Raw genomic sequence first — 25,496 nt, forward strand, 5'->3', positions numbered from 1 at the left:
ATGCACTTCGGGCCCTGCGGCCGGTTCCGGAGGCTGAGCCGATGAGCGGGCAGAGCTACGACGCCGTTGTCATCGGAGCGGGCGTCATCGGCAATGCCGTCACCTGTGAGCTGGCCCGGCGCGGCTGGCGGGTGGTGGGTGTCGATCGCAACCCAGGGGCCGGCCAGGGTTCCACCAGCGCTTCATCGGCCATCGTGCGGTTCACGTATTCCACCCGGGCGGGGGTGGCGATGTCATACGAAGGCTTGCAGTACTGGCTGAACTGGCCCACCCACATCGGCGACTGCGACGAGGCCGGCTACTCCACGTTCACCAAATGCGGGATGCTCACGCTGATCAGCGGCGACGGTCCGCACCTGCTGCCCGTCCCGCATTTCGACGCGCTCGGCGTGCCCTACGAGATCTGGGATCGTGACGAGGCGGCCGCCCGGCTTGGCCACTTCGACCTGTCGCAGTTCGGACCGCCCCGGCAGATCGCCGATCCCGACTTCTGGTCCGAGCCGACATCGCATCTCGAAGGTGCGCTGTGGACGCCCGAAGCCGGCTACGTCGGCGACCCGCAGCTCGCGGCCCACAATCTTCGACTGGCGGCGGAAGCCGCAGGGGCAGAGTTTCGCTTCGGCGAAACCGTGGTGGGGATCGCCGGATCAGGACGAGCCAAAGGAGTCGTGCTGGCGGGTGGCGAAGTGCTGGCTGCACCAGTGGTCGTGAATGTCGCCGGTCCGCACAGCAGCGCCATCAACGAGTTGGCGGGTGTGCTGGACGACATGACGGTCAGCACCCGGCCGCAGCGCAAGGAGGTGTACCACGTGCCGTCACCGGCTGGGGTCGACTTCGAGCGCGTCGGCGCGGCGATGGCCGATGACGACTGCGGCTGCTACGTGCGACCCGAGGTGGGCAACAACATCCTCATCGGCTCGCTCGAACTCGACATGACCGACCTGGAATGGCTTACCGCCGACGAGGTCGACGATTGCTCCCAAGACCTCACCCGCGAGCAATGGGAAACCCACGTCTTGCGGTTTGCCAGGCGCATGCCAGAACTCGGCCTGCCGCACCAGCCGAGGGGCGTCGTGGGTGTGTACGACGTGACCGACGATTGGATCCCCATCTACGACCGCACCTCGCTCGACGGGTTCTATGTGGCTATCGGCACCAGCGGCAATCAGTTCAAGAACGCTGCGGTGGCCGGTCACTGCATGGCCGAGCTGATCGGTGCGGTCGAAGCCGACCACGACCACGATGCCGACCCGGTCGTGGTGACCGGCAAGCACACCGGATTCGACATCGACATGGGCACGTTCTCACGCAACCGCGATCTCCACGGTTCGTCGATGTCGGTGCTCGGCTAACCCCAGGCGCTGTGTTTGATGGTTCGCTTGGCTAGCGCCATGCACTGGATCTGATGGTTCGCATGGCTAACGCCATGCACTGCGTCTGATGGTTCGCATGGCTAACGCCATGCGAACACGGGCTGCTCCAGTTCGTCGACGCGGGTGTTGAGGCCGTCGTAAGCGACGGCGCGGAATTGGTAGAGCACGGCGCCGGTGGGGGCGTGGATGAGGTCGCCGCCGATGGGTACCTGCACGACGGGACGGTCGCTTTCGGGGATGCTGACGAATCGGGGAGAGTCGGGCCGGATCAGCTCGCGCAGCGACACCCGATGCACCGATGCCACCTCGGCGGGATTCGCTACCGGCTCGCGGTCGTCGGTCAGCCAGAAGACGAACGGGCTGATGACGTAGCCCGAGCGGGTGGGGTAGTCGTCAAGCCGGCCGAGCAGGTCATCGCCGGTCAGCTCCAGGCCGACTTCTTCGGAGCACTCGCGGATGGCTGCTTCGAGCACGGTCTCGCCGTCGTCCACCCGGCCGCCCGGCAGTGCCCATTGGCCCCGGTGGCCGCGCAGGTGTGAGCCTCGCCGGGTCAGCAGCACCGATGCACCGCCGGCTGTTCCCTCGACATCGCCGGTCAGCGTCGGATCGTCGGCGGCGCCCGGGATGTCCGCCAGCAACTCGCGCCGCTCCTCGGCGCCGAGGCCGCTGAATGCGGGGTCGGAGCCGTGCAGCTCGGCGTCGCTGTCGAGCACGATCACTGCGACCGCAGCGTGCTTGCGTCCCTCGCCCGGGTGTTGGTGCACCTCATGGCGGGCCAGGTTGGCTACCAGTCGTTCCCGCAGCGCAGCATCGTGCGCGATCTCGCGAGCCGGCCTCATCACTCGATTCGGGCTCGACGCAGCGCTCGGCATGGCCGCAGAGTCTGACACCACGGCTCTCCCGCTGCCGATCCGACGAGGACGTGATGAAGCCAGATCAGTGAGCGCCGCCGCCGGTGAGCCGTCTTTGCGTGCGATTGCTCTCTACGATCGCTGGTCGTGAACGCTCAGCGCCAGATCGTGCTGGTGGGATTCCTGCAGGCCCAGAACTGCACGACCATCCCCGCCGCCTGGCGGCATCCCGACGCCCGCCACGACGTCACCAGCTTCGACTACTACCGGCACATCGGCCAAGTGCTCGAAGCGGGTTGCTTCGATCTCGGCTTCTTTGATGACCGGCTGGCGATGCCCGACATGTTCGGCGGCGACCACCGGCACACGGTGGAGGCGGGTATTCGCTGCGTGAAGCTCGACCCGGTCACGGTGCTCACCGCAATGGGCATGGCCACCACGCGGCTCGGCTTGGGCGCCACTTACTCGACCACCTACTACGAGCCTTTTCACGTGGCCCGTGTGTTTGCGACCTTGGACCATCTCACCGGCGGGCGAGCGGCGTGGAATGTCGTCACCTCCGTCAACGACAACGAGGCCCGCAACATGGGCCTTGCTCAAGCGCCCGCGCACGACGAGCGATACGACCGGGCCGACGAGTTCATGGAGGTGGTGCACGGCCACTGGGACACGTGGGAGGCCGAGGCGATTGCCGCCGACCGGGCGGCGGGGCTGTATGCCCACGGCGATCGGGTGCACCGGCTCGATCACCAGGGGCAGTGGTTCTCGTCTCGTGGGCCGTTCACGGTGCCCCGCACACCGCAGGGACATCCGGTGGTCATCCAGGCCGGCCAGAGCGGCCGCGGCACCACGTTTGCCGCTCGCTGGGGCGAGCTGCTTTTTGTCAGCCAAGTGCGGCTCGACAGTGCCGTCGAGCACTACGCCGCGGTGAAGTCCCAGATCGCGGCGCTCGGCCGCGATCCCGATCAGGTCAAGATCACCAACCTCACGTTCCCCGTAGTGGGCCGCACCATGGCCGAAGCCGAGGACCGCCGTGCCGCCTACGACGAGCTGCCGACGCTGGTGGACGACCTCTCGCTGCTGTCGGAGGGGCTGAACTTCGATTTCGCCAGCCGTGAGCTGGACGAGCCGCTGTCCGACGACGACCTCGACGCCATGACCGGCATCCAGGGCATCCGCAACCAAGTGCTGCAGATCACCGGGCGCGCCAACCCCACCGTGCGGGACTTCGTACAGGTGTCAGGCCGGGGCCGGCTGGCGCACCCGACCGTGGGCGGCCCTGTCGAGTTGGCCGACTATTTCGAGGAATGGTTCACCGAGCGCGCGGTCGACGGATTCGTGATCGCGGGCACCCACATGCCAGGAGCCTTCGAAGACTTCGTCGAGCTGGTCGTGCCCGAGCTGCAGCGCCGCGGCCTGTTCCGCACCGAGTACGCAGGCACAACGCTGCGTGACCACCTCGGCCTGCCCGTTCCCAAGCCGGGAACCTGGCGCCTGGCCTAGCCGTCGCTTGTCGCCGCAGCGACGATTGCGTGAGGGGTAGGGACGGGCGAATCGCGGTTGATCAACCGTCTCAGCCCAACGCCAAGCGGGCGTGGGCGGCCAAGTCGCTTGCGGCGGCTGTGTGGAGACCTCGGAGAGCGGTCACCTGGGCGAGAGCCTTGTCGAGCGCCTGAGCGCGGAACGGCTGGCCCGACAGCCAGGGGCGCAGGGTCAGCATGAGCAGGCGGTTTCCGGCGGGGTGCTTGGTGCCGTCTTGGTGCATGCGGGCTGCAGCGCCGGTGATGATGTCGTGCCAGCCGTCGAGTGACACACGCCGGTGCCACAGGGCGAACTCGTCGTCGGCTTCGAGGAACAGCGGCAGCGACACCATCGGCGCCGTGCCTTCGGGACGGTGCACACCGGCCAGCACCCCGTCCGTCGTCATGAGCACGGGCTGCTCGTCGTTGGGCCAGTCGAGCACGGTGTCGACGCCGGCCTCGGCCAGCAGCGCCGGGGTACGGAACGACTCGACTCCCTCAGCGGAGAACCACGTGGTGGGGCGGACGCCGGCCGCAGACTCGATGGCGTCGATACTGCGAGCAATGGCGTCCCGCTCTTCTTCTTCGGTGCTCTTGGAGGTGATGAGCCGGGTGGCTGCGACACCCCGCCCGGCGATCTCGCATCCGCGCTCGACCAGGTGCGAGACCAGCCATCCGTAGTGCTCCGCGGTGAGCGCGTCGACGGCGACGGTGGCGGCGATGCCATGCCGTTCCAGCAGTTCGAGCAGGCGGAAAATGCCGACCCGGTGGCCGTACTCGCGGATCGTGAGCTGGGGGTAATCGGGGGCGGGCAGGCGTGCCAGCCCGCCGCTGCGACGGCGCAGCGAGTAGGCGTCGGGGGGAGGTTCCCACTCGACGTGCTCGAGCACGACGACCGCGCCGACGGCGAGCGGGCTGCGGTCGGGCCACTCGAATCGGGGCCGGCTCGGCAGTGGCCACCAGTCGTAGTAGGGATGGTCCATGCCGTGCTGGTGTTGGGCCGGGCCGAACTCGTAGCCCTGGGCCTGGTCCTCGGTAGCGGCGCTCCCGACTGCGTGGCTGGCCGAGCCGAGGTTGGCAGTAGCGGTGCCGGCCGAGCTTGCGGCCGTCACCGCAACCTTGGGTCGAGCGATCGGCGACTCAGGCTCGTGGGCGACGAAGTGGTCGTAGTGATGGTCGATGAAGTGCTGGGCGATCTGGCTGGCCGTGGTCTGCCACACGTCGTCGTGGCTCATCAGGTAATCGAGCATCGCCGCCAGCCCATCGACTCGGTGCGGCATGCCCATCAGGTAGGGGTGCAGCGCCACGCACATCACCCGGCCGCCGGCGTCGTCGTCGGCTTCGCGTCGCAGGACATCGAGCTGCGCCTTCGCCATCGCCACGAATTCGCTCGTGTCGTGGTGCTGGGTGAACACAGGCACGTCGTTCAGCTCCATCGAATAGGGCACCGACACCAGCCGCTGCCCGCTGCGGGTTGCGAGCGGCACGGGCTGGTCGTCGTGGAACCAGTCGGCGTGGTAGATCAACCCGGCCTCGGCCATCAGGTCGGGCGTCGCCGCAGTGTTGGACACCGCCGGGCCGAGCATGCCCCGCAGCTGCTGGCCGGTGTGGCTGCGCAGCGCCTCGATGCACTCGATGTGGAACGCCCGCTCGGCGGTCTCGTCAATCGAGGAGATGTAGCGGGTGTTGTAGATGCCGTGGGACATGATCTCCCAGCCGCGCTCGACCATCGCAGCGCCGACTTCGGGGTAGTGGTCGAACACGGCGAGATTGGTGGAGGCCGTGGCGACCACGCCGAAGCGGTCAAGCACCTCTGCCATGCGCCAGAAGCCCACCCGGTTGCCATAGTCGCGGTAGCCATACCCCTGCACATCGGGATGCGGTGAGCGCGTCCAGGTGTTGCGCTGGGGATCACGCGGCGGCAGGAACTCGTAGTGCTCGACATTGGGGGCGATCCACAACGCCACCCGCGCATCGTTGGGCCACCGGATACGCGGCCGGTCGACGATCGGCAGGTACTGCACGCGATGGGGCGGCAAGCTGCGCGGCAGCGGTGCAATCAGGCCAGGTGCCGTGTCGGCTCGCCTGGCTGCGTCGTCCGGGTCGGCCACGTCGTGCATACGCCGACGCTAGAACAGCCCGTCGCTCTCCGACGCTCCGCTTATCTCGCGCACAAAGTGCTGAGCACATAGCATGACCGCATGGTTGAAGACAACCAGCGGCCTCGCCCGGCACTCCCACCGGGTGCCGAACGGCCTCAATGGCATCATCGTCCGCTCGCGCCCGGCGAACTCCGCCGCATCCCTCATCTGCTGCGCGACACGTTTGCGCTCATCGGCAGACGCTGGCGCCCGATGGGGGAATATGCGCTCATCGGCGCGGCCGGCTATCTCGTTGCGTTCGTGATGCTGTTCCTCGGCCTGAATGCGCTGTTCGGTGGGCAGTTCTTCACCATGATCGATGAGCTGTCCGATCCGCTCGGTGACAGCCAGCCGAACTATGGAACTTGGCTTGAGTCGTTCGATGTCACCCCGACTGCTACAGCGATAGTGCTCCTCGTGGCCTTCGGCCTCGCCAGCCTCATCGGCTACTTCGTGCAGGACATCGCTGCCACTCACACGGCCCTAGATGATGTCGAAGGCCGCGAGATCAGCGCGAGCCGAGCGCTGGCAGTGGCATTCCGGCGACTGCCGAAGGTGTTCGCCATGGTGATGGTGCTCGGCACGGTCGCCTGTGCCGGGTGTTTTCTGCTGTATTGGGTGCACTCGGCATTCGCCATCCTGTGGGCGTTGACCCTTCTGCCCCTGCTGGTCGTGTTCGGGCCGCTGCTGCCCGTGTACTTCGTGATGGCCTATCTGACGCCCGGTATGCCGTCGCCGCGCCGGTGGATGCGCCTGATGCGCGGTCGCAAGGCAGCGATATGGGGCAGGGTCGTGCTCATCATCGTGGCGATCCAGGTCATCAGCATCGCGATCTCGGCGTCGCTGGGACCGATGCCGTTGCCAGACCTGTATGGAGATCTGGTCATCAACTTGGTCGTCACTCCGCTCACCTTCGTCTTCACAGCGGTCGCATACCTGCTCATTTACGCCGATCTGGTCACTGCGGAGAAATCGGCGCCGACAGAGGTCGTATCGCCGAGCTGACGTCGGCGTGTCATTTCCGATACGGCGCCGCCGGATCCCGGCCGATCTCCTCGCTAGCTTCGCCTCGTGCCTGTCGGGCGACCACGTCATCTCGAGACACCGGAGATCATCCGCCAGATTCCTCGGGCGACGCACCTCGACACGGTCGAAGCGCCTGAAGCACCGCCTGCAGATCCGCCTGAGCCGTTCTTCTGGGCGGAGCCCTCCGAACCCGACCCGGGCAGGCTGCGGCCCATATCGGCCCTCATCGGTGACACCTTCAGTTTCGCCGTTCGGAACTTGCGCAGCGTCCTGGTCGTGGCTCTTCCCGCGGTAGTCGCCTTGGCGATCTTGTGGCCCGCGTACCGATGGGCTTATCGGCCGATCTTCGACGAGGCTGTTGATGGCGATATCGGGTTGCGTCTTGCGTTGGTGGGCCTGGTGGGCGGGGCGGTTGGCGTCATTGGCTCGTACCTGTTCACCACGGCTTTGGCGAATCTCGTCGTGCAGTCCGACTCCGACGGCACGGTCGCGCCGGGTGCGGCTCTGCGACTGGCGGCGCGTCGACTTCCCAGGTTGATCACCGCGAATCTCATATACGGCCTTCTCGTATTTGCAGTATTCGCCGCACCGCTGTTCTTCCTGCAGTTGTACTTGCTCGATCGCGAGCTGACTTACCTGATGTCGTGGTGCTACTTGGTTGCGGGTGTCGTTGCGTACGCGGCGCCGCAGATCAACGTCTACTTCACTGCGATCAAGATCGAAGAACGACGGCCCAGGTTCCGTCGGGCCCGCCGACTCGTTCGAGGACAGCGTGCTGCTGTCTTGGGTCGGGTGCTGCTCTGGCAGATCGTCCGCGTTGCGAGCACTGCGGCGTGGGCGATCGTTGCCGTTCAGTTCGGAAGTGTCGGCTGGTTCTGCCTCAGTGTCGCCACGGTGGTCGTAGTCGACACCGTCCTGACGACCGCCTTCACTCTCCTCTATGCCGATTTGGCAGGAATCTCCGCCGGCAAGGCCGTCATGGAAACGGACGTCACACGGACCGAGGCAATGGGCGCCGGCAACAACGTCCCCATATCACAGTCGGCCTAGCATCTCGCCGTGGCTGACGACGACTTGCGACACCGGCCCATTCGGGACCTGATCGGGGGCACGTTCGGCGTCGTGGGCCGGCGCTTTCGCGAGGTCGCTGTCATCGCCATCGTCGCCGCCGCCGTCGCGGTCGTCTCGGTTGCTGCAGTCGTCTCGGCTCTCGACATCGTCGGCGACGAGGTCTTCGAGAATCCCAGGTTTGAAGAATTCATGGACCTGACAGCACAGGAAGACGTCGCGAGCGAAGAGATCGAGGCGTCGCTCGAAGCGTGGCTCGACTCCATCGAGGGAAATCGCTTGGTCAATGCGGCGCTGCTGTTCGCAGTGAGTCTGCTGGTCTCGCTGCTGGGCTGGGCGACGACCATCGCCTTTTCGCTGGTCGCGCTCGATGATGTCGAGGGCCGCAACACCGCCATAGGACGCTCGCTCGGGACCGGGCTTGCGCGCGTACCGAAGGCCGTCCTGCTGGCGATCATCTACTTCGCAGTGTTTGTGGTGCTGCTCATCGCGCTCGGCATCGCCATGTTCGTGTTGTCCCTCATGCACCCGTATCTGGGTATCGCCGCTTTCTTCTTGGGGATCGTGGGCACCGTCGTGTACTTCGCGCCGCTGGTCCAGATGCATTACGTCATGGCGTATCTGGAGCCGGGTTTCCCGTCTTGGAGGAAATGGTGGCGACTGATCGCCGGGAACAAGGCGGCTACGTGGGGCCGGTCGGCGCTGATTGTCTCGGCGAACATCGCGGTGGGGTTGATTCTGTGGTTTGGCTTGCTCGCGCTGCCGAGTCCCTACGGAGATTTCATCTCCAATGCGATTGCGGGACCCATCCTCGGTGCGCTGTCGGCGATTGCCTATGCGTTGATGTACGCGGACCTGTCGGGCCGGTCCCGGCCGGGCACCGGGGAGATGCCGGAACTGGGCGACTGAGCGGCGCGGTTGCGCGGGCCTGAGCCGCTCGTGGGGAGTGCGTCGCACACCGCGTCCGCACCTCGGCAAGTCACCGTCGGTCTGCGTGCTGAAATGTGCTCATGAGTGGGGAAACGAATTCTGATGCCCGGGGCGTCCTGGCCGACTACCGCGTCATTGACCTGACCGACGAGCGCGGCCACCTGGCCGGGGCGATCTGGGCCCAGATGGGCGCTGATGTGATCGCGATCGAGCCTCCCGAAGGCTCGTCGGCACGAAGGTTGGCCCCCTTCGCAGGCGATGTCGACGGACCGGAGCGCTCGCTGCACCACTGGTCCTACAACCGCGGCAAGCGCAGCGTGGTGCTTGACCTGGGCACGGCCGAAGGCGTCGCGCAGGCCAAGGCGCTCATCGCTGGGGCCGATGTCGTGTTCGAGTGCTTCGAGCCGGGCGGGGCCGAAGCGCTGGGGCTCGGCCGTGATGTCCTGGCCGAGCTCAACCCTGCGCTTATCCACGTCTCGATCACGCCGTTCGGCAGCGACGGGCCGAAGGCCAACTGGGTGGCGTCGGATCTGGTTCTGCAGGCCTCTGCGGTGAACATGGCCGTCACCGGCGACAAGGACCGTGCGCCGCTGCGCGCTGGCGGCACGCTGCCCCAAGCCATGCACAACGCCGCCTCCGAGGGGGCCGGCGCTGCGCTCATCGCATTGTGGGAACGCCAGACCCGCTCGGGGCTCGGCCAGCACATCGACATGTCCGCCCAGCAGTCGATGAGCCAGGCATCCATGTCGTCGACGCTCAACACGTCGCTGAACGCCACCGTGACCCAGCGCATCGCGGGCGGTGCCAGCCTGCAGGGCATCGACATCCAGCTCATGTGGGCCTGTGCCGACGGGCACGCCTCGGTGACGTTCCTGTTCGGGCCGGGCTTCCGTGCGTTCACACAGAACCTCATGGACTGGGTGCACGACGAGGGCTTCTGCGATGAGGCAACGAGAGACAAGAACTGGACCGAGTACGCCATGATGCTGCTCGACGGCCGCGAGCCGGTCTCCGAGTACGAGCGGCTCAAGCAGATCCTGACCGAGTTCTTCGCCACCAAGACCAAGTCTGAGTTGCTCGATGCGGCGATGAGTCGCCGGCTGCTCATCACCCCGGTGTCGACGACCGGCGAGGTGGTCGACGCCGAGCAGCTGGCGGTCCGCGAGTACTGGGAGGACGTTGATCACAGCGATGTTGTGTCCGATGCCGGCGCAGGCTCGTTCGATCCCGCTGCGGTGCGCTATCCCGGCCCGTTTGCGAAGTTCACCGAAACCCCACTGGTCAACCTGCGGCGCCCGCCCACGCTGGGTGAGCACACCGGCGAGGTGCTGGCCGAGCTGGATGCGTCGGAGCGTCTGCCTGCGGTGCCGGCGTCGATTGCGCCGGTGGCGCACACGTCGCCGCCGCTCGAGGGCGTGAAGGTGCTCGATTTCATGTGGGCGATGGCCGGGCCGGCGGCGTCGCGGGTGCTCGCCGACTACGGCGCCGAGATCATCCGGGTCGAGTCGGCCAACAAGCTCGACGCCGTGCGCTCCATCCAGCCGTTCCACGACGACGTCGGCGACCCGGACGGCTCGGGTTTGTTCAGCAACTTGAACGCTGGCAAGCGTGGTCTCGCGCTCGACATGTCCAAGCCCGAAGCGCTGGATGTCATCTGGGACCTCATCGACTGGGCCGATGTGATCCTGGAGTCGTTCTCCCCCAAGGCCATGACCGGATGGGGTATGGGCTGGTCCCAAGTGCAGCAGCGCCGACCGGACGTGGTGATGGCGTCGAGCTGCCTGATGGGCCAGACCGGGCCGCTGGCGATGCTGGCGGGCTTCGGCACGATGGCTGCGGCGATCTCCGGGTTCTTCTACCCGGTGGGATGGCCTGACCGGGCACCCTGCGGCCCGTTCACTGCCTACACCGACTACACTTCGCCCCGCTGGCTGGTGGCCGCGGTGATGGGGGCGCTGGAGCACAAGCGCCAGACCGGCCGTGGCCAGTACGTGGACCTGTCCCAGTCCGAGGCTGCGTTGCACCTAATGGCACCGGCCCTGCTGGAGCGGACCACCAACGGCCGCATCTGGGAATCGGCGGCCAACCGGGACATGGTGTTCGCGCCCCAGGGCGCATACCAGACCGCTGCGGGCAGCTCGGCCGGCGAGGACCACGACGACAACTGGATCGCGATCACCTGCCTCGACGACGGCCAGTGGGCCGCGCTGGCCGGCGCCATGGGCCGCGACGACCTCGCGTCGCTGAGCGCCGCCGAACGCCACGCACGGCACGACGAGCTGGACGGCGTCATCTCGGCGTGGACCCGGGGCCGCGATGGCAACGAGCTGATGGCCGAGCTGCAGGCTGCGGGCGTGGCCGCCCACATCGTGCAGAACTCGCCGGAGTTCACGGTGGATCCGCAGCTGCTGCACCGCAACGCGCTGGTCGAGGTGCCGCACGGCAAGCAAGGCACCACGACGGTCGAGAACACGCGCTTCGTGATGTCGCGCACTCCAGCTCAGGTGGATCGCGGCGGACCGACGCTCGGCGAGCACACCTTCGAGGTGCTCACCGAGACGCTCGCCTACGACGGCGACCGCATCGCAGAACTGGCGGTGGCAGAACTGCTCGAGTAGCGCCGGGGTCGCTGCGAGAAGGCCCGGCGCCGAAGCCCGAACAGCGCTGCGCGTCCGTGCTGAAATGTGCGAATGCCTGACGCCCCGAGTGATTCTGAGACCGCCTCGATGCTGAGCCCGTTCCGGGTGCTGGACCTGACCGACGAGCGGGGTCACCTGTGCGGGGCGATCCTCGCCCAGATGGGTGCCGATGTGATCGCGGTGGAACCGCCAGAGGGTTCGTCTGCCCGGCGCCTGGCCCCCTTTGCCGGCGATGTTGAGGGTCCCGAGCGTTCGCTGCATCACTGGGCGTACAACCGGGGCAAGCGCAGCGTGGTGCTGGACCTGGCGACCGACGATGGTGCAGCCACGCTGCGGGAACTGGCCGCGGCCGCCGACATCCTGATCGAATCGGCTGGCCCGGGCCAGATGGATGCTGTGGGGCTGGGCTACGGCACTCTGTCGGAGATCAATCCCGAGCTGGTGTACGTGTCGATCTCGCCGTTCGGCTCCGACGGACCCAAGGCCGACTGGGCTGTCTCGGATCTGACGTTGCAGGCCTCAGCGGTGAACATGGCGATGACCGGCGATTCCGACCGGGCACCGGTGCGCACCGGGGGTCTGTTCCCGCAGGCGTTCCACAATGCGGCCTCCGAGGCTGCGGGCGCTGCGCTGATCGCCCTGTGGGAGCGCCAGACGGTTTCGGGTCTCGGCCAGCACGTGGACATGTCGGCCCAGCAGAGCATGAACCAGGCATGCCAGTCGTACGCGCTCTCCACACCGCTGGGCGCGACGCCGCCGACCCGCCACGCCGGCGGGGTGCTGGTGGAGGGTCTGCATGTGCAGCTGATGTGGCCGTGCAAGGATGGGCATGCGTCGGTGACGTTCCTGTTCGGGCCGGGCTTCCGTGCCTTCACGCAGAGCCTCATGGACTGGGTGTGCGAGGAGGGCTTCTGCGACGAAGCCACCCGCGACAAGAACTGGACCGAGTACGCCATGATGCTGCTCGACGGCCGCGAGCCGATCTCGGAGTACGAGCGGCTGAAGCAGGTCCTGCACGACTTCTTCGCCACCAAGACCAAGGCCGAGTTGCTGGATGCGGCCATGAGCCGGCGGGTGCTGATCACCCCGGTGTGGACGGCCGACGAGGTGGTGAACTCGCACCAGCTGGCCGCCCGTGAATACTGGGAGACCATCGCCCAGGATCTGGATGACGGCGACGGCGGCCCGTCCGAGGTGCGCTACCCGGGCCGCTATGCGCGCTTCAGTGCTACGCCGATGCAACCGCTCGGTCCGCCGCCGAAGCTGGGCCAGCACACCGACGAGGTACTGGCCGAGCTGAGCGCACCCGAAGCGGCCCCGGCACGGTCGCGGCCTCGCATCGAGGCCACCGGCGCTGACGTCAGCGCCCAGACGGCTTCGACCGCACGGCCGCTGGAGAACGTCAAGGTGCTCGACTTCATGTGGGCGATGGCCGGGCCTGCAGCGGCGCGGGTGCTGGCCGACTACGGCGCCGACATCATCCGGGTGGAGTCCGAAACTCGCTTGGAAGTGGCCCGTTCGCTGCAACCGTTCCGTGACGACATCGGCGACCCGGAGTACTCGGCGCTCTACAACAACATGAACGCCGGCAAGCGGGGCATCTGCCTGGACATGTCCAAGCCGGCTGCGTTGGACGTCATCTGGGATCTCATCGACTGGGCCGACGTGATCGTGGAGTCGTTCTCGCCGAAGGGCATGGCCGGCTTCGGGATGGGCTGGGAGCAGGTGCGCGAGCGCCGGCCCGACGTGATCATGGCGTCGAGCTGCCTGATGGGCCAGACCGGGCCGCTGGCGATGCTGGCCGGCTTCGGAACGATGGCCGCAGCGATCTCGGGCTTCTTCTACCCAGTGGGCTGGCCGGATCGGGCGCCGTGCGGGCCGTTCGGCGCCTACACCGACTACACCTCGCCCCGCTGGCTGGTGGCCGCAGTGATGGGAGCGCTGGAGCACCGGCGCCGTACCGGTGAGGGTCAGTACATCGACATGTCCCAGGCCGAGTCGGCGCTGCACTTGCTGGCGCCGGCGGTGCTCGACCGCACGGTGAACGGCCGGGTGGCGCACCGGGTGGGCAACCGCGACCGGCACATCGCACCCCAGGGCGTGTACCAGACGGCGGCGAGTGGTCAGTTCGCCGCCGTGGTCCCCGACGACAGCTGGATTGCAATCTCGTGCGTCGACGACGCCCAATGGCAGTCGCTGGCCGCGCTGATGGGTCGGGGCGATTTGGGCGATCTGACCCTGGCGGAACGCCATGAGCGCCACGACGAGCTCGACGAGATCATCGCCGGGTGGGCCCGAGGACAGGACGGCGTGGCGCTGATGCATCGCCTGCAGGACGTCGGCGTGGCCGCGCACATCGTGCAGAACTCGCCGGAGTACACCGCCGATGCGCAAGTGATCCACCGGGGCCAGCAGGTCGAGGTGCCCCACGCCAAGCAGGGCACCACCATCGTGGACGCCTCCCGCTTCGCGCTGTCTCGCACACCGGCGCAGGTGACCTACGGCGGCCCGACGCTCGGCGAGCACACCTTCGACATCCTCACCGAGGTGCTCGGCTACGACAGCGACCGCATAGCCGAACTCGCCGTCGCCGAACTCCTCGCCTGACCGAATGGATCTGGGCAACTTCGATACTCGGAAAATCCGAGTATCGAATACTCGGTTTTTCCGAGCATTTTGTACTCGGCCGAACCGAGTATCTAGGGGCGCCCGGCGTTACCAGGTGTCGACCATGGGGCGCTTCTTGCCGGTGCGCGGGGGCTGCTTGGGAGCTGCCAGCAGCGCCATGCGGATCCAGTCGCGGCTCTCGGCGGGATCGATCACGTCATCGATCTCGAAGAACGTGGCCGTGTTGACGGCCTTGCCCTGCTCGTACAGGCGGGCGACGCGCTTCTCGTACTCCGCTATGCGCTCCTCCGGGTCGTCGATGGCCTCGAGCTCGCGGCGGTATCCCAGCTTCACGAAGCCCTCGAGGCCCATGCCGCCGAACTCGCCGGTCGGCCACGACACGGTGAACGTCGGCGCCTTGAAGCTGCCGCCGGCCATGGCTTGGGCTCCCAGCCCGTAGCCCTTGCGCAGCACGATGGTCATGAACGGCACCGTCACGTTGGCTGCCGTCACGAACATGCGGGCCGCATGGCGCACCGTGGCCTCGTACTCCGCTTGGGGTCCCACCATGATCCCCGGCGTGTCGCACAGGAACAGCAGCGGGATGTCGTGCGCATCGCAGAGCTGGATGAAGCGGGCGGCCTTGTCGCCGGTGTCGGCATCGACCGCACCGCCGAGATGGTGGTTGTTGTTGGCCACCACGCCGATCGGGCGTCCTTCGATGCGTGCCAGCGCCGTGACGCAACCCGGCCCCCAGCCGCGTCGCAGCTCCATCACCGAATCCACATCGCAGAGCTTGTCGATGATGTCGCGCACGTCGTAGGCCCGCAGGCGATTCTCGGGCACCAGGTGCCGCAGTTCGCGCTGGTCGTGGCACTCCCACTCGTCGACAGCGCCCTGGAAGTACGACAGGTACTGCTTGGCGGCCACGATCGCCTCGGCCTCGTCTTCCACCAGCACATCGATCACGCCGTTGGGCCACTGCACGTCGACCGGGCCGACTTCCTCGGGACGGAACACGCCCAAGCCGCCACCTTCGATCATGGCGGGGCCGCCGACGCCGATGTTCGAGCCCTCGGTCGCGATGATCACGTCGCAGCAGCCCAGCAGCACCGCGTTGCCCGCAAAGCAGCGACCGTTGGTGACGCCCACGAGCGGCACCAAGCCGCTGAGCTGGGCGAAGAAGGTGAAGGCCCAGCAGTCCAGCCCCGAGCCGCCGATGCCGTCGGTATCGCCCGGCCGCCCGCCGCCACCCTCGGCCAGCAGCACCACCGGCAGGCGGTTGTGCTCGGCGATCTCGAACATGCGGTCTTTCTTGCGGTGGTTGTTCCCGCCCTGGGTGCCCGCCAGCACCATGTAGTCGTAGGACATCACCATGGCCTGAGACTGCTCGGGGCCGAAGAGGTCGCCGTTGACGCTGGCCACGCCCGCCACCATGCCGTCGCCCTGGGTGTTGGCGATCAGGTCCTCCATCGAGCGGCGGCGGCGCTGCGCAGCCACCATCAGCGGGCTGTACTCCACGAACGTGCCCGCATCGACGAGGTCGGCCATGTTCTCGCGCGCCGTGCGGTGGCCCCGACCGTGACGCTTGGCAACAGCGTCGGGCCGGTTCTCGTCGAGGCCGAAGCCGCGACGGTCGAACACTTCGGCCAGATCGGGCCGGATGTAGTCGAGATCGACCGAGGAGGCTGCTTCGGCGAGCTCCACGGAAACCTCGGCCTCCTCGACGAACAGCAACGAGTGCCCCTCGTACACCGTGTCACCGGGCGCCACGCCCAGCATCCGCACGATGCCCGTGACCGTGGAGGTCACGACGTGCTCCATCTTCATCGCTTCCATCACCGCGACCTGCTGGCCCTCGGCGACGGGATCGCCTTCGGCGACAGCGAGTGAGACGATCGTGCCCTGCAGCGGAGCCGCAACGGCGATGCTGCCGTCGGGGCCGGTCACGGTCGCTACCGGCACGCCGTGGAGTGAGGCCGTTCCCGATGCCATGGCTTGAGCCCGAACAGCGTCAGATGCGGCCCGGTCGGCAGGGGCGTCATCAATGTCGCCGTGGTGCAGCACCGCAAGCGGATCGTCTCCGACCGTGGCACCAGCACGTCCACCGGCACCGGCACCAGCGGTGGCTGCAGGCTCGGCCGGCGCCCAGACCGATGCCGCCTGCGCAGCAGCGGTGCACAGCGCCTCGGCGTGATCGGCCACGAAGCTGGTGGTGAGCTCGTTGCTGGTCACCTCGGGCCGATCGAGCAGCGCGGCCAGGAATCCCAGGTTCGTCGCCACGCCGTCGATGCGGAATTCGCCCAGGGCCCGGCGTGCCCGACGGACCGCATCGGCGTACTCGCGGCTGGGGCTGTAGGCGATCACCTTGGCGAGCAGCGAGTCGAAGCTGGGGTTGGTGCCGTATCCGACGTAGCCGTAGGTGTCGGTGCGTATCCCTGGACCGGTGGGAGGCTCGAAGGCGGCGAGCACACCGCCGCTTGGGCGCGAGGTGCCGTCTGGCTGCATCGTCTCGGTGTTGACGCGGCATTGGATGGCGTACCCGCGCGGCGATGGCACGTCTGGCTGCACCAACCCCACATCGGCCAAGCGGGCGCCGCCGGCGATCCGCAACTGCGCGGCCACAAGATCGACGCCGGTGACTTCCTCTGTGACCGTGTGCTCGACCTGGATGCGAGCGTTGACCTCGCAGAAGGCGATCGTGCTCGGGTCGTCGGCGTCGATGAGGAACTCCCAGGTGCCCAGGCTGCGGTAGCCGACCGCTCTGGCCATCTCGGTGGCGGCGTCGCAGACCGCTTGGCGGGTATCGGTCGTGAGCGTGGGCGAGGGTGCGATCTCGACGATCTTCTGGTTCTGTCGCTGCAGCGTGCATTCCCGCTCGCCCAGATGGGCGACCGACTCGCCATCGCCCACGATCTGCACCTCGATGTGGCGGGCACGCTCGATCAGCTGCTCCACGTAGAGATCGCCGTTGCCGAACGCGGCGGCAGCCTCGCTGGTGCAGCGCTCATAGGCCGCCTCGAGCTCGTCGGCTGAGCGCACAACGCGCATGCCGCGCCCGCCGCCGCCGGCCAGAGCCTTGATCATCATCGGCCCGTGCTCGGCGAAGAACGCCTGTGCGGCCTCGACCGATGTCGGCTCGGAGGTGGCGGGCAGCAGCGGAACGTCGTGCTGCTGCGCGAGCGCCCGAGCGGCGAGCTTGTCGCCGAAGAGCTCAAGCTGGAGCGCGCTGGGCCCCACGAAGGTGATGTCGGCGGCCTTGCACGCAAGCGCCAGGGCCGGGTTCTCGGCGAGGAACCCGTAGCCGGGATGGATCGCGTCGCAGCCGGCCCCCGCAGCGGCACTGATCACCTGGTCGACGTCGAGGTAGGGCGCGACACCCCGGCCGTCGAGCGTGACCGACTCGTCTGCGACCCGTGTGTGCAGCGAGGCAGCGTCGTCGTCTCCGGCGATCGCAACCGTGCCGATGCCGAGCTCGCTGGCCGCCCGCGCCACCCGCACGGCAATCTCGCCGCGGTTCGCAATCAGCAGCTTCTTGAGGCCCATCGATGCTGTCTCCCTGTTCCCGACCCTGCTGGGCGCCGGCACAAACGGCCGCGAACCCGTCGCGGCAGTCACGGCGCGCCATTTCCGCCCCGCGTGTTTACCGCAGAGCGCCCAGTTCGCGTCGATTGAGCGCCTGATCTGTGCCAGGGCCATGCGGATTCCGGCCCATGATCGCCAGAAACATGAGCGTTCGTCCATCTGATGCTTGCATTGGCTTCATACAGGCCCACTACCCTCCGGCGGGCCCTATGGCCACATCCATGACCAGCGACTCGTTGTCTGACCTGCTCGGGAGCTACCGCTCGGTCCGAGCGCACACCGATGCACTCACCGCACCGCTGAGTGATGAAGACCAGTGCATCCAGACGATGCCCGATGTCAGCCCCACCAAATGGCACCGGGCGCACGTCACCTGGTTCTTCGAGACGTTCCTGTGCAAACCGCACCTCGACGGCTACGTCGAGCACGACCCGGCCTTCGGATTCCTGTTCAACTCGTACTACGAGACCATCGGGAAGCGACACCCGCGCCCGGAGCGCGGCAACCTGTCGCGCCCGTCGTGCGCTGAGATCACGGCATACCGCCGCCATGTCGACATGGCGATGGAACGGCTGCTCTGCGGCGGCATCGCCCTCGAGATCGCGGACCTGGTGACGCTCGGCCTGCATCACGAACAGCAGCATCAAGAGCTGATCCTCATGGACATCAAGCACGTGCTGTCGTGCAACCCGGCACTGTGGCCGGCGTACCGACAGCCCTGCAACACTGCAGCGGCCGGCGCCGACGCGGCCTGTGCCGCCGACACCCGCTGGGTGAGCTTCGACGGCGGCGAGGTCGAGGTCGGTCACGACGGATGCGGCTTCGCGTTCGACAATGAGTGGCCCCGTCACCGGGTGCTGACCGAGCCGTTCCGGCTGGCCGACCGCCCGGTGAGCTGCGCTCAGTGGCTGGAGTTCATGGACGACGGCGGCTACGACACGCCGACACTGTGGCTGTCTGACGGCTGGGGCCAACGCATTGCTCACGGCTGGGATTCGCCGGCGTACTGGCATCTCGCCGACAACGGCTGGCAGGTGTTCACACTCGGGGGCCTCAAGGCGGTTGCGCCCAACGAGCCGGTGTGTCATTTGTCGTACTACGAAGCGGACGCGTTCGCTCGTTGGGCCGGTGCCCGGCTACCGACCGAGTTCGAGTGGGAGCACGCGGTGACCGGCCTGCCTCAGGTCGGCAACATCGGGAACGGCGCCAGACTGCACCCCGCTCCGGCGCTGGCGGTGCCGCAAGCAGGCGCCTCGGGGCCTGCGTCGCTGCTGCAGATGTACGGCGACGTGTGGGAATGGACGTCGAGCCCCTACAGCGCGTACCCGGGTTTCCGTGTCGCTCCCGGCGCCGTGGGCGAGTACAACGGCAAATTCATGATCAATCAGATGGTGCTGCGAGGCGGCTGCTGCGCGACCCCTGAAGGTCACATCCGGCCCACCTATCGCAACTTCTTTCATCCACATACCCGCTGGCACTTCTCCGGCTTGCGCCTGGCGGTCGACGCCTGATGATGCTCTCCGAAGGGGCGGCGCCTCCCGCCGCCGATCCCGTGATCGACAACTGGCTCGACGCCGGCTGGTCGGATCGCGAACTGCGCGCCGATGTCTCGGTGGGCCTCTCCTCGAGCCCCAAGGAGCTGCCCCCGAAGTGGTTCTATGACGACCGCGGCAGCGAGCTGTTCGACGAGATCACCCGTCTCGACGAGTACTACCCCACCCGCCGCGAGCGGGAGATTCTCGAACGGGAAGCCGATGCCATCGCGGCGGCTGCTGGGGCTGACTGCATCGCCGAGTTGGGATCTGGCACCTCCACCAAGACGCGCATCCTGCTCGATGCGTTCGCAGCCGTCGGCCAGCTTCGCCGCTACGTGCCATTCGACAACAGCGAAGCGACGCTGCGCACCGCTGCTGGGCAAGTGGCCGGGGCGTATCCCGGTCTGGCCGTACACGGCGTCGTCGGCGACTTCGAGCACCACCTCGGGCACCTGCCGCTCGACGAGGCCGACGTCTGGCCCGATGCACCGCCCCGTGCCCCGGCGATGGTGGTGCTGCTCGGCGGCACGATCGGCAATTTCTCGCCGGCGCGCCGGCCGGCGTTTCTGGATGCCGTCGCCAGCGCGATGCGGGCAGGCGACACGTTCCTGCTGGGCACCGATCTCGTCAAGGATGTCGACCGGTTGGTGGCCGCCTACGACGATGCGGCCGGCGTCACGGCGCGGTTCAACCTCAATGTGCTATCGGTGCTCAATCGCAGGCTCGGCGCCGACTTCGACCTCGATGCGTTCGCCCATGAGGCAGTGTTCGACGCGGACAACGAGTGGATCGAGATGCGGCTGCGCTCACTGCGCACGCAGACCGTGCACATCCCGGCCCTGGAGATGACGGTCGACTTCGCGGCGGGCGAGCGGATGCGCACCGAGATCAGCGCCAAGTTCCGACCCGAGCGTGTGCGCTCAGAACTCGGCGCCGCAGGCCTCGTCGTGCAGCGGATGTGGACTGATGCCGACGGTGACTACGCCCTCACCCTCGCACGGCGAGTGCTGTGACGCGGTCTGCCTATTCCAGCTAGACAGCGGGGCAGCGCAAGGAGGGGGAGTGCGATGCCCGTCGACGCCAGAGTTGTTGTCATCCCGCAGGAGGCCGGTGCCGGGCCAGAAGTGATGGACGTGACGCTGCCCGATCCGTGCGGTCATGAGGTGGTGGTGAAGCAGTACGCGTCGGGTGTCTGCCACAGCCAGCTGCACACCATTCACAACCCGCGGGCGGCGCCGCAGGTGTTGGGCCACGAGTCCACTGGCGAGGTAATCGCCGTGGGCGACGACGTGACCGGCCTTGCGCCGAGCGACACGGTGATGGTCACGTGGGTGCCGAAGGACCAGGCGAGCGCACGCCGCCGGGGCGGTCCGCTGCAGCTCGATCTTGGCGATGGCCGCACGGCAACCTCCATCAACGTGTTCACCTGGGCCACTCACACCATCGCGGATGAGATGTTCGTGGTGAAGGTGCCCGAGGGCATCGACATGGAGGCCACCTCCATCATCGGCTGCGCGGTCATCACCGGCGCCGGCGCGGTGCTCCACACCGCCGGAGTGAAGGCCGGGGACAGCGTGGCCGTCTTCGGTGTCGGCGGAGTCGGCCTATCCGCAGTTGCGGCGGCGAACTTCGTCGGGGCCGATCCGATCATCGCCGTGGACCTCTCTGAGGAGAAGCTGGATTTCGCGAAGCGCTTCGGAGCCACCCATGGCGTCAACGCCTCTCACGGCGACCCTGTCGAAGAGATCAGGGCGCTCACAACCGACGAGCACCGATTCGACATCCGGCGTCAGCCGCTTCGCGGTGTCGACTTCGCCTTCGATTGCATCGGACATCAGAGCACGATGGCCCAGATTCACGAGGCCACCCGCGCTGGCGAGTTCGGTCAGAGCCGCGGCGGAACAGCGGTGCTCGTCGGCGTGCCCCAGCGCAAGCTCGAACTCGACACCATGCACATGTTCATCGGAGAGCGCGCCTACATCTCCAGCCTGGGCGGCAGCTGCGAGCCGGCCGTCGACTTCCCTCGCTTCCTGCAGTGGCACGCGGACGGAGATCTCGACCTCAATGCACTGGTGACGCAGAGCTACCCGATTGACGGCATCGGCCAGGCAGTCGACGACCTCGAGAACGGCAGGATCGCAGGTCGGTCCATCTTGGTGTTCGACTGACCAGCGGCGCTATTCGGCGAGCGCGGCTTCGATGGCGGCGACACCGTCGGCGAGTGCCTGAGCCTCCGCGCTGTCGAGCACCCCGTAGATCGACTCGATCAGCTCGTCGGTCAGCGCTTCGGCGGTTTCCCATTTCGCCCGATGCTCGTCGGTGACCTGCGCGTCACTCGTCCAGCCGAACATCTCGACGTCGTCGGGCCGGCGCACCCGGTGCGCCATCTCGGTCGACAGGCCCGAAGCGGCGATGGCAACGAGGTGCATGCTGCCGCGCAGCTCGCGCAGCACGGCCACGTTCTGGAACGCACGCGCAGCGGGCTCGTCGCTGCGGGGCTCGCACGCAACTGCTGCGAAGAGGGCTTGGGCGGCCGGATCGGAGAGTCCGGCGTCGATGACCTTGTCCGCGGCGGCATTGAATGCGTCGAGACCTGAGACTCCGCCGAGCTTGGACGAGCCGAACGCACCCGCGCACTCCATGTAGAGGCGGCCTCCGTCTCGCGGCGCCATGACTTCCTTGGCCGAATTCCAGATCTTCGCGACAAGGTCCGGGTTGAAGTAGCCGAACGCGCTGTGCACGACCGTCGCCTCGACATCGCCGAGGACGCCGCCACGGCCCAGCATGTAGAGGCGGAAGCCGTCGAGGCCGGCTTCTTTGCCGCGGGCCAGGGTCCCCGGGTCGAAGTAGAACATCGAGCCCATCGTGGCGATGGGCGGACACACCGTTTGAACAAGATCACGTGTTTCCATGGGGCGACAGTGTGGCATTGCGCCGCCCCCCATGCCGGGGCGGTCCGGCGATCTTGTGGCTCAGTGCAGGCGGCGGGCGAACATGTCGAGCAGCAGCTCCCAGTGGCGCTCGGCGGCCGGCTTGTCGTACACCGGCCGCTGCGGGAACACGAAGCCGTGGTGGGTGCCGTCCACCCAGTAGGTCTGTGCGTCGGTGCCGGCATCGGCGAAGGCCTTGCAGAGCCGGTCGTAGTGGGCCCGGTCCACGTAGTCATCGTGCTCGGCCGACATCACCAGCACCTCGCCGCGGATGTCTGGCGCCCGCAGGTGCGGTGAGTCGCTGGCGTCGACAGCCAGCCGAACGCCGTGGATCGAGGCTGCGGCGGTGATGGTGTCGGGGTAGTCCGCGGCCAGCCAGATCGCCATCGGGCCGGTCATGCAGTAGCCGGTCGTGCCGACCCGTTCGATGCTGGCAACCGGGTCGGCGTCGGCGTACCGCATCAGGGCTGCGGCATCACGCGACACCATCGCATTGGACAGGTTGGTCATCAGTTCGAACATGAACTGGCGGCTGGCGGGGTCGTCGCGCTGCACGATGAAGCCGGGGACTTCGCGGTAGTAGAGGTTCGGCAGCAGCACGTAGTAGCCGACGGTCGCGATGCGACGGGCCATGTCGTGCAGTTCTTCCCGCTTGCCGGGCGCGTCCATCAAGAACAGCACGGTCGGGAACGGCCCCGGACGCCGCTCGCTCGGCTCGGGATGCACCACGAACGTGCTCATCTCACCCTCGCCCGTATCGATCGAGACGTGGTCTTCGAACATTGCTGCCTCCTTGCCGTTGGCCTTTCGCCAGCCGTAGCGGAATTGGTGACCTTTGTGTAGTGCGTTCGGGGCAGTTGCGCTTGTGACGATCGCCTCTGCCTGCAGCCGGCGACCGGCATACGATCCCCGGCCATGCAGGCACTCGACTTCGAACCGCAGTACTTCGTCTACGAGGAGATCCGGCCGCGTGTGGCCCGCATCACCATCAACCGGCCGGAGGTGCGCAACGCCATCAACACCCCGGCCCACAAGGAGTGGTCCGACATCTTGGACCACGCCGCCGCCGATGACGACGTGTGGCTGATGGCCATCACCGGGGTGGGCCGGCAGGCGTTCTGTGCCGGACGCGACCTGAAGCACCTTTCGATGATCCGTCAGTCCGACGAGGCCACTCAGGCCGCGGATCGTGAGCTGATGGGCCAGGTGACCCGGCTGATCGAGCGTTTCGACTATCCCAAGCCGCTGATCGCCCAGGTGAACGGCGTGGCGCTCGGCGGGGGGTTCGAGGTAGCCATGGCCTGCGATCTTGTCGTGGCGGCCGATCACGCCCAGTTCGGCCTGACCGAGCCGCTGCGCGGCCTGTACGCAGGCGGTGGGGGAGTGCACCGGCTGCCGCGCCAGATCCCGATGAAGCTGGCCATGGAGTACCTGCTGACCGCCCGCACCATGAGCGCGCAGCGTGCGCTGGAGCTGGGCATCGTCAACGACGTGGTGCCCTACGACCAACTCGACGCAGCCACTGACCGGCTGATCGACGACATCATGCGCTGCGCGCCCCTGTCCATCCAGGCCACCAAGCAGGCGGCGATGCGTGGGCTCGACATGCCGCTCGGCGAGGCGTTCCACCACCCTTATCCGGCAGTGGCTCGCCTGATGGCCAGCGAGGACGTCAAGGAAGGCCCCCGGGCATTCGCCGAAAAGCGCCAGCCCAACTGGCAGGGTCGGTGATCAACCGCTGCGCGAGACTGCATCGCTGACGGCGGGCTTGCAGGTCGGCAGCGCCTGCGGTGGACGACGACGACAGGGGTGATGATGAGCGACGCAACAGCGCTGGCAGAGCAGGTGCGAGCGGGCGAGACCGACGCCACGACGATGGTCGACGAGGCCATCGCCCGTTGCGAGCAGGTGAACCCGACGATCAATGCGATCGTCGAGCGAACGTACGACACAGCGCGAGAGCGGGCAGCCGAGCTTGACGCCAGCGAAGCGTCGACTGGGCTGCTGGCTGGTGTGCCGACTGCGCTGAAGGACCTGTTCTGCCCGGCCGAGGGCGAGCCGGGCTACCAAGGCAACCGCCGGCTCGCTGAACTCGACTACCGCTACCTCGAAACCGGTGCGGTTGCTCGCCGGCTGGCCGAGGCGGGTGCCGTCAGCATCGGACACACCCACAGTCCCGAGCTCGGCGGCGGCCAGTGCCCCGCCGCAGCGGAGACGGCGTTGTACGGGCCGTGCCGCAACCCATGGAACACCGACCACACCGTGCTCGGCTCGAGCGGCGGTGCGGCGGCAGCGGTCGCGGCGGGCATCGTGCGCATCGCCCACGCAAGCGATGGCGGCGGGTCGATCCGCATCCCGGCCAGTGCCAACGGGCTTGTCGGCCTCAAGCCCTCCCGCGGACGGATCTCGAGCGCACCGGCAGGCGAAGGCTGGGGAGGCGGCACCACTGACGGCGCCGTCGCGCTCACCGTGCGCGATGCGGCGCTGGCGCTCGATGTGCTCGCCGGCGCCGAGCCCGGCGACCCGTACGTGCCGGCCCATCCCGCGCCTGCAGCCGGCTATGTCGCCGAAGTCAGCCAGCACCCCGGCACGCTGCGCATAGGCGTGAGCTCCACCATCCCCTTCGAAGCAACTGACCCGCTGTGCACCCAGGCCGCCGAAGCCGCAGCCGGTTTGCTCGACAGCCTTGGACACCGGGTCGAACAAGCGCTGCCCGAGCCGATGGCCACCAACGACTACATGTACGACTACGTCCGGATCATGCGGGCGAGCGCGACCGCGACCCTGCGGTCCTACGAGGCGGCGCTCGGCCGACCCTGGACCGAAGACGATGTCGAGCCGGTCGCGTGGATCAACTACCAGCGCGGCACGAAGATCAGCGGACCGGACTTGCTGGCCAGCCGGGAGCGCTTGCATCAATTCACGCGGCAGATCGTGCGGTGGTGGAGCACCGAGCCCGGCCAGGGCGACGGCTTCGACCTGCTGCTGACGCCCACGCTCGGCGTCGTCCCGCCCCCGGTCGGCTACCTCGTCGAGGGTGACGAGCGCACGCTGACGAAGCGACTGGCCAAGGTCACGCCCTACCTGCCGCAGTTCAACGTCAGCGGCCAGCCCGCCATCTCGGTACCGCTGGGCACGCCCGACGGCATGTCGCCCGAAGGCCTGCCCATCGGTGTGCAGCTCGTGGCGGCTCCCGGCCGTGAGGACGTGCTGCTGCGGGTGGCGGCCCAGATGGAGCAAGCCGCCCCGTGGGCCCACCGGCGCCCGCCAGTGCACGCGTCCGCCTGACCC

General features: G+C 67.6%; 17 protein-coding genes. 12 read left to right on the forward strand and 5 right to left on the reverse strand.

Going from position 1 to position 25,496, the window contains the following annotated elements; all coding sequences use genetic code 11:
- Positions 1 to 41 precede the first annotated feature (41 nt).
- The gene (locus ACOGI8_RS05585) at positions 42 to 1,352 is read left to right on the forward strand and encodes an NAD(P)/FAD-dependent oxidoreductase (RefSeq protein ID WP_419855899.1); all 1,311 of its coding nucleotides are present in this window, start codon (positions 42 to 44) and stop codon (positions 1,350 to 1,352) included.
- 101 nt (positions 1,353 to 1,453) lie between these two features.
- Here the strand turns inward: ACOGI8_RS05585 and ACOGI8_RS05590 are convergent, their stop codons facing one another.
- Positions 1,454 to 2,212, reverse strand: coding sequence for an NUDIX hydrolase (locus ACOGI8_RS05590; protein ID WP_419855900.1), 759 nt, complete (start codon positions 2,210 to 2,212; stop codon positions 1,454 to 1,456).
- Between the two features lie 159 nt (positions 2,213 to 2,371).
- On the opposite strand from ACOGI8_RS05590, the gene ACOGI8_RS05595 reads away from it, so the two are divergent.
- Entirely contained in the window at positions 2,372 to 3,727 is a 1,356-nt protein-coding gene (locus tag ACOGI8_RS05595) for an LLM class flavin-dependent oxidoreductase (RefSeq protein WP_419855901.1), read from the forward strand.
- Positions 3,728 to 3,797: 70 nt separating this feature from the next.
- On the opposite strand, the gene ACOGI8_RS05600 is transcribed toward ACOGI8_RS05595, so the two are convergent.
- Positions 3,798 to 5,864 carry a polysaccharide deacetylase family protein gene (locus ACOGI8_RS05600; RefSeq protein WP_419855902.1) on the reverse strand — a complete coding sequence of 689 codons (2,067 nt, stop codon included), beginning with the start codon at positions 5,862 to 5,864 and terminating at the stop codon, positions 3,798 to 3,800.
- A gap of 81 nt (positions 5,865 to 5,945) precedes the next feature.
- Between ACOGI8_RS05600 and ACOGI8_RS05605 the strand changes: the two genes are divergently transcribed.
- From ACOGI8_RS05605 to ACOGI8_RS05625, 5 genes are all read left to right on the forward strand, one after another.
- Positions 5,946 to 6,890: a hypothetical protein gene (locus ACOGI8_RS05605; protein WP_419855903.1), complete on the forward strand. Its 945-nt coding sequence runs from the start codon at positions 5,946 to 5,948 to the stop codon at positions 6,888 to 6,890.
- Between the two features lie 66 nt (positions 6,891 to 6,956).
- Positions 6,957 to 7,961 (forward strand): hypothetical protein, encoded by a 1,005-nt coding sequence (locus ACOGI8_RS05610; RefSeq protein WP_419855904.1) that lies wholly within the window; start codon positions 6,957 to 6,959, stop codon positions 7,959 to 7,961.
- 9 nt (positions 7,962 to 7,970) lie between these two features.
- Positions 7,971 to 8,888, forward strand: a complete 918-nt coding sequence (locus ACOGI8_RS05615; protein ID WP_419855905.1) for a hypothetical protein — start codon at positions 7,971 to 7,973, stop codon at positions 8,886 to 8,888.
- Between the two features lie 101 nt (positions 8,889 to 8,989).
- Complete coding sequence (locus ACOGI8_RS05620) at positions 8,990 to 11,527, forward strand: CaiB/BaiF CoA transferase family protein (RefSeq protein ID WP_419855906.1); 2,538 nt, start codon at positions 8,990 to 8,992, stop codon at positions 11,525 to 11,527.
- A 72-nt stretch (positions 11,528 to 11,599) separates the two neighbouring features.
- Positions 11,600 to 14,155, forward strand: coding sequence for a CaiB/BaiF CoA transferase family protein (locus tag ACOGI8_RS05625; protein WP_419855907.1), 2,556 nt, complete (start codon positions 11,600 to 11,602; stop codon positions 14,153 to 14,155).
- A gap of 108 nt (positions 14,156 to 14,263) precedes the next feature.
- Here ACOGI8_RS05625 and ACOGI8_RS05630 read toward each other — a convergent pair whose 3' ends face one another.
- Positions 14,264 to 17,701, reverse strand: a complete 3,438-nt coding sequence (locus tag ACOGI8_RS05630) for a carboxyl transferase domain-containing protein (RefSeq protein ID WP_419855908.1) — start codon at positions 17,699 to 17,701, stop codon at positions 14,264 to 14,266.
- 248 nt (positions 17,702 to 17,949) lie between these two features.
- Between ACOGI8_RS05630 and egtB the strand changes: the two genes are divergently transcribed.
- From egtB to ACOGI8_RS05645, 3 genes are read left to right on the forward strand one after another with little or no spacing between them, the layout of a single operon-like run.
- Positions 17,950 to 19,251 (forward strand): ergothioneine biosynthesis protein EgtB, encoded by a 1,302-nt coding sequence (gene egtB, locus ACOGI8_RS05635; protein WP_419855909.1) that lies wholly within the window; start codon positions 17,950 to 17,952, stop codon positions 19,249 to 19,251.
- Positions 19,251 to 20,288: an L-histidine N(alpha)-methyltransferase gene (egtD, locus tag ACOGI8_RS05640; RefSeq protein WP_419855910.1), complete on the forward strand. Its 1,038-nt coding sequence runs from the start codon at positions 19,251 to 19,253 to the stop codon at positions 20,286 to 20,288. Before egtB ends, egtD begins: the two co-directional genes overlap by 1 nt.
- Before the next feature lie 54 nt (positions 20,289 to 20,342).
- Positions 20,343 to 21,443: a zinc-binding dehydrogenase gene (locus tag ACOGI8_RS05645; protein WP_419855911.1), complete on the forward strand. Its 1,101-nt coding sequence runs from the start codon at positions 20,343 to 20,345 to the stop codon at positions 21,441 to 21,443.
- A gap of 9 nt (positions 21,444 to 21,452) precedes the next feature.
- Here ACOGI8_RS05645 and ACOGI8_RS05650 read toward each other — a convergent pair whose 3' ends face one another.
- Both ACOGI8_RS05650 and ACOGI8_RS05655 read right to left on the reverse strand, forming a co-directional pair.
- Positions 21,453 to 22,187, reverse strand: a complete 735-nt coding sequence (locus ACOGI8_RS05650; RefSeq protein ID WP_419855912.1) for an SCO6745 family protein — start codon at positions 22,185 to 22,187, stop codon at positions 21,453 to 21,455.
- Between the two features lie 60 nt (positions 22,188 to 22,247).
- Complete coding sequence (locus ACOGI8_RS05655) at positions 22,248 to 22,988, reverse strand: dienelactone hydrolase family protein (protein ID WP_419855913.1); 741 nt, start codon at positions 22,986 to 22,988, stop codon at positions 22,248 to 22,250.
- A gap of 132 nt (positions 22,989 to 23,120) precedes the next feature.
- Here ACOGI8_RS05655 and ACOGI8_RS05660 point away from each other — a divergent pair, with 132 nt between their 5' ends.
- Together ACOGI8_RS05660 and ACOGI8_RS05665 are read left to right on the forward strand one after the other, a co-directional pair.
- Complete coding sequence (locus tag ACOGI8_RS05660; protein ID WP_419855914.1) at positions 23,121 to 23,936, forward strand: enoyl-CoA hydratase-related protein; 816 nt, start codon at positions 23,121 to 23,123, stop codon at positions 23,934 to 23,936.
- Between the two features lie 84 nt (positions 23,937 to 24,020).
- Entirely contained in the window at positions 24,021 to 25,493 is a 1,473-nt protein-coding gene (locus ACOGI8_RS05665) for an amidase (protein WP_419855915.1), read from the forward strand.
- Positions 25,494 to 25,496 lie beyond the last annotated feature (3 nt).

Source organism: Candidatus Poriferisodalis sp. (assembly GCF_965204195.1).
GTDB lineage: Bacteria > Actinomycetota > Acidimicrobiia > Acidimicrobiales > Poriferisodalaceae > Poriferisodalis.

Bases quoted from the DNA above. Each gene is read 5' to 3' on its own strand.
- ACOGI8_RS05585 (WP_419855899.1), top strand. From the start codon at position 42: ATGAGCGGGCAGAGCTACGACGCCGTTGTCATCGGAGCGGGCGTCATC.
- ACOGI8_RS05590 (WP_419855900.1), bottom strand. From the start codon at position 2,212: ATGAGGCCGGCTCGCGAGATCGCGCACGATGCTGCGCTGCGGGAACGA.
- ACOGI8_RS05600 (WP_419855902.1), bottom strand. From the start codon at position 5,864: ATGCACGACGTGGCCGACCCGGACGACGCAGCCAGGCGAGCCGACACG.
- ACOGI8_RS05605 (WP_419855903.1), top strand. From the start codon at position 5,946: ATGGTTGAAGACAACCAGCGGCCTCGCCCGGCACTCCCACCGGGTGCC.
- ACOGI8_RS05620 (WP_419855906.1), top strand. From the start codon at position 8,990: ATGAGTGGGGAAACGAATTCTGATGCCCGGGGCGTCCTGGCCGACTAC.
- ACOGI8_RS05625 (WP_419855907.1), top strand. From the start codon at position 11,600: ATGCCTGACGCCCCGAGTGATTCTGAGACCGCCTCGATGCTGAGCCCG.
- ACOGI8_RS05630 (WP_419855908.1), bottom strand. From the start codon at position 17,701: ATGGGCCTCAAGAAGCTGCTGATTGCGAACCGCGGCGAGATTGCCGTG.
- egtB (WP_419855909.1), top strand. From the start codon at position 17,950: ATGGCCACATCCATGACCAGCGACTCGTTGTCTGACCTGCTCGGGAGC.
- egtD (WP_419855910.1), top strand. From the start codon at position 19,251: ATGATGCTCTCCGAAGGGGCGGCGCCTCCCGCCGCCGATCCCGTGATC.
- ACOGI8_RS05645 (WP_419855911.1), top strand. From the start codon at position 20,343: ATGCCCGTCGACGCCAGAGTTGTTGTCATCCCGCAGGAGGCCGGTGCC.
- ACOGI8_RS05650 (WP_419855912.1), bottom strand. From the start codon at position 22,187: ATGGAAACACGTGATCTTGTTCAAACGGTGTGTCCGCCCATCGCCACG.
- ACOGI8_RS05655 (WP_419855913.1), bottom strand. From the start codon at position 22,988: ATGTTCGAAGACCACGTCTCGATCGATACGGGCGAGGGTGAGATGAGC.
- ACOGI8_RS05660 (WP_419855914.1), top strand. From the start codon at position 23,121: ATGCAGGCACTCGACTTCGAACCGCAGTACTTCGTCTACGAGGAGATC.
- ACOGI8_RS05665 (WP_419855915.1), top strand. From the start codon at position 24,021: ATGAGCGACGCAACAGCGCTGGCAGAGCAGGTGCGAGCGGGCGAGACC.